This window comes from Acinetobacter sp. UBA3132 (genome assembly GCF_002364825.1).
Taxonomy (GTDB): Bacteria; Pseudomonadota; Gammaproteobacteria; order Pseudomonadales; family Moraxellaceae; genus Acinetobacter; species Acinetobacter schindleri.
Genome location: NZ_DEZM01000137.1, coordinates 1 through 3,621, shown reverse-complemented (window position 1 = coordinate 3,621; position 3,621 = coordinate 1). Strand labels below are relative to the sequence as shown.

Here is a 3,621-nt window from a genome sequence, read left to right as displayed (position 1 = left end):
AACTGCAAAGGGATGTCATCTGACATCCCTTTTTATTATCTTCTATTTTTAAATACGGCCTGCGACTAAGTAATCAGCCTGTATTTTCAAATATTAAAAAAATTAAGCTGAGACCTTCTGCGCCAGCATCGTGGCAAAATGTTGTTTGATCCGATTACCCTGCTCATCCCTGCGATATAGCTCACCAACATCCTCATTATATTTAACCAGCTTCCAGTCTTTATAAAAGGCACTTAATTCACCTTGCTTAAAGGCAAAAGGAAAATCTGGCTGGGCTGGAATGTCATCAGTATCCATGGCACACACAATCAGATTATAGCCATTGATTTTGGTCGCCTGCTGCATTTGAGTAATCAGTGCTGGAACGGTCTTGGCTTGCAGGAACATCATCACCACGGTACAGCAGATAAAATCATAGCTGCCAGAAATACTTGGGTCGGCATTCAAATCCCGTTGTGCAATATGAATCTGCTGAATATCTTCAGCATCAACAATTTGCTGAAATTTTTCCAGACTCTGGGAGTTCACATCCCAGGCATCAACCTCATAGCCCATCTGGTTTAAATACAACGAATTCCGTCCTTCTCCGCAGCCGACATCTAAGGCACGACCACCCGTTAAATAAGGCGTAGCAGCCACAATTTCAGAATGTGTTGGAGAAATCGCATATTTTTTATGAAAATAATCTTGTGGGGCGCAATAGAATTTTAACTGGCATTCCACATCTGCACTGGCAGAGACAATCTGATGCCAGCGCTGCGGTTCAATGAATGGCGGTTGCTGCTCAGGTGTAAAAACATGAGTAGATTGCACTTCTCCGCTTTCATCAACCAAGGCAAAAATCAGCTCACCTTTTAAGACTGTCAGTTTGGCCCAAGTACCCGCCTTGGTATTATGCGGACGCTGAAAGCCCTGAGGAATCTGCTCCTGTGTCCAGATCGGCATTTCCTTATAACAGACTAAGTCCTGAGTCATGCAGCATTGCTCCTGTTCTCGCACCATTTTATTCAACTGATAATTTCCTGTTTATCTATAGCATGCTTCTGTTTTTGGCACCATGCTCAGGATGATTTATAGCTAAATGACTCTTTCAGGCTACAAAGCTTCTTCGACAATTTTCTGATTTTTGGTCTTAATTTGCTGCATCTGTTTATTCAGGTTTTCAATATCTTTATACAATGCGATAAAGGGCTGCACCGCTTTTTCATCATGGAACATAAACATGCGGTTGCGTTTTTCCCATTTATATTTCTTGAGCAAGGCAAATAGCTGATCAGCCTTGGCCAGACTCTGCTTTTCAATTTCGAAGATGGCATAGGCATCACTTTCCTGCTGGGTTGCTTTCAGGTTCTGTGCCAACTGCTGACGATAACGCTGCTTGATATCGAGCCGCTTGACCTGTTCAATCTGGCTTTCTTCACGGCGCTGGATGGTCTGCTCATAGTTCCGCACAATCTGATGCACCTGCTTGAGCATGGTCTCAGTTTCCTTATAACCTTGCGCCTGATCTTTCTCCAGACGGTCAATATCCAGAAAATGCTCCCAGTTCGCTGCTTTCAGATCTCGCAAATACTGATTACGTTCTTCAGCGCGGTCTCGCATCTGTCCCAATACATATTCCGCCATGACCGCGTAATCACCATCCAGACGGTCTTCTTCAATGTCTAACTGAATCGGCTTGCTCCAGTCCTGTGCCTGATCAAAGATTTCAGCTGTCTTTTCATTCAGAACAATTTCATATTCGATCAGCTCGGCTTCTTCCTGCTGTTGCGCAGTGTATTGATAAAATAGCCATGCAAAGACAACAAGTGTCGCACCAGCCAGGATCATAAAGACACGCGGCATGCACATGCTCCCCTGCTGCAAGTTATGTATAGGTTTACTTTTAGCCAATATGCTGATTTTTTAGACATAAATCAATTGTTCTATACAAAAACCCTATGCAGGAACATAGTTCATGCTACGAGGAAATTTCACTGAAATTCCTTTTTTAAGCCAGCTCTGAATCGTTTAATCCTGCCTAGCAACCGTTGGCAGCACACCATTCATTAATCAGCGTTCGGTCAACATTATTCGGATTAAACTGTTCCCGAGCCGCCTGAACTGAAGTGGCATCGCGGTTAATACCAAATGGCACCAGCATCAGATAAATACCGTCACGTGGATCAGGAGAACGCAAACCATCGGCAATGGCCTGCACATACTGTTGCAGCCCTGGTGGCAGGTTATCCAGTCGTGCCGGATTGGTGGTAGGCAGAATCTCGATATCACCCGCGAAGTCAGCATTAACCGTATAGTCTTGCAGTTCGCGTTCAATCTTCATCATTCGCATCTTTAAGGCCTGTTTCTGGCTGGATTGTTCTTGCAGGGGAAGCATGAACTCGGTTTCTTCACGCAGTTCACGATCTGCCATCACAGTCAGTGTCGGCAAGGTGACGGAATCGGGTGCAGCATGTGCATTAACCAGACGCAGTGCAGTAAACAGACTCAGTAGCATCAGAAAAGTTGTGTCGAGGGGACGCATAAGGAAAACCTCCGCATCGTCATTTCAGTGGGAGAAACCTTATTCTTGCTTGAACTTATGTAAAGGTGCTGAGTATTACTGTGAGCGTCGATAGACGGTTAGTACCGTATGATTACTGGTGTTCGATGTAAACGGTTTTTATGCAGATTGCTTTTGAATAAAAGATAAATCTCTCGCAAATTCCAGATATAAAAAATCCCCGACTAACGAGGATTCAAAGACTTAAGATTAGATTGCTTGCTTCGAGCTTAAGGGAGAGCAGAAGAAAGCTTGTTAAAATAATCCTGCATACCGAGTTTGATCGTGCTCGGATTAATTTGCAGTTGAAAACGATATTCGGCAGATTGGCTATTGCTACGATCAATCCCCAGTGGCTGTAGCATGATATTTAAACCCTGAGTTGGATCACTGGATTGCAGGCCTTGGGCAATACTCATGACATATTGCTGCAGCATTGGAGAAACCGAACTAAAGTCAGGCTGGCTCTGCGGCTGAAAATCCAGATTTTCGATCACCTGTGCATTCAGTACAAAATTCTGGGCTTCCTTGGAACTGCGCATCACCTGATGCTGTAAGGCACGCTGAGTCTTTTCTTCCTGGACAAAAGGAACATAACCAGTTTCATTGCTCAGTTCAGGTTCCGCCATCACGGTCAAGGTCGGCAGCGTTACCGCTACTTTATCATCGTCGGCTAGTGCTCCCATGCTGAATGTGCCCAGCATGATTCCAAATGCAGACATTGTCATGATATTCATTGTCTTGCCTTCCCCTTATTTTCTATCACCCAAGTTGTATAACTGCAGAGGTCATAAACTATTTTTAATATTCTTATCTATTAGATTACCTGGATTATTTGGACAACTCATGCCTGCTCGGATGAATGGCATCTCAGGAAAACGATCTCGAAACCTAAAAGCATATGACGCTCACAGTTTCAAAGCCGGATAATAAGCAAAGATCATTTTCTGTTGAATAACAAAATGACAGGCGAAAAAAAACCTCAAACATGGTTTGAGGTTTTTTGAATATGGTGGCGAGACCCAGGATCGAACTGGGGACACACGGATTTTCAATCCGTTGCTCTACCTACTGAGCTA

Annotated in this window: 4 protein-coding genes; all 4 read right to left on the bottom strand. The window is 44.0% G+C overall.

Features of this window, described 5'->3' with window-relative positions:
- Positions 1-102: 102 nt before the first annotated feature.
- Positions 103-975, bottom strand: a complete 873-nt coding sequence (gene tehB / locus B4033_RS07295; protein WP_286832904.1) for an SAM-dependent methyltransferase TehB — start codon at positions 973-975, stop codon at positions 103-105.
- Positions 976-1,095: 120 nt separating this feature from the next.
- A complete protein-coding gene (locus B4033_RS07290) occupies positions 1,096-1,845 on the bottom strand; it encodes a hypothetical protein (RefSeq protein WP_286832903.1) in 750 nt (249 codons plus the stop codon).
- Between the two features lie 175 nt (positions 1,846-2,020).
- Entirely contained in the window at positions 2,021-2,524 is a 504-nt protein-coding gene (locus B4033_RS07285; protein ID WP_048882224.1) for a hypothetical protein, read from the bottom strand.
- A 248-nt stretch (positions 2,525-2,772) separates the two neighbouring features.
- The gene (locus tag B4033_RS07280) at positions 2,773-3,279 is read right to left on the bottom strand and encodes a hypothetical protein (RefSeq protein WP_286832900.1); all 507 of its coding nucleotides are present in this window, start codon (positions 3,277-3,279) and stop codon (positions 2,773-2,775) included.
- Between the last annotated feature and the right edge of the window lie 342 nt (positions 3,280-3,621).

Coding starts and splice junctions, on each gene's coding strand:
- B4033_RS07290 (WP_286832903.1), bottom strand. CDS start 1,845: ATGCCGCGTGTCTTTATGATCCTGGCTGGTGCGACACTTGTTGTCTTT.
- tehB (WP_286832904.1), bottom strand. CDS start 975: ATGACTCAGGACTTAGTCTGTTATAAGGAAATGCCGATCTGGACACAG.
- B4033_RS07280 (WP_286832900.1), bottom strand. CDS start 3,279: ATGAATATCATGACAATGTCTGCATTTGGAATCATGCTGGGCACATTC.
- B4033_RS07285 (WP_048882224.1), bottom strand. CDS start 2,524: ATGCGTCCCCTCGACACAACTTTTCTGATGCTACTGAGTCTGTTTACT.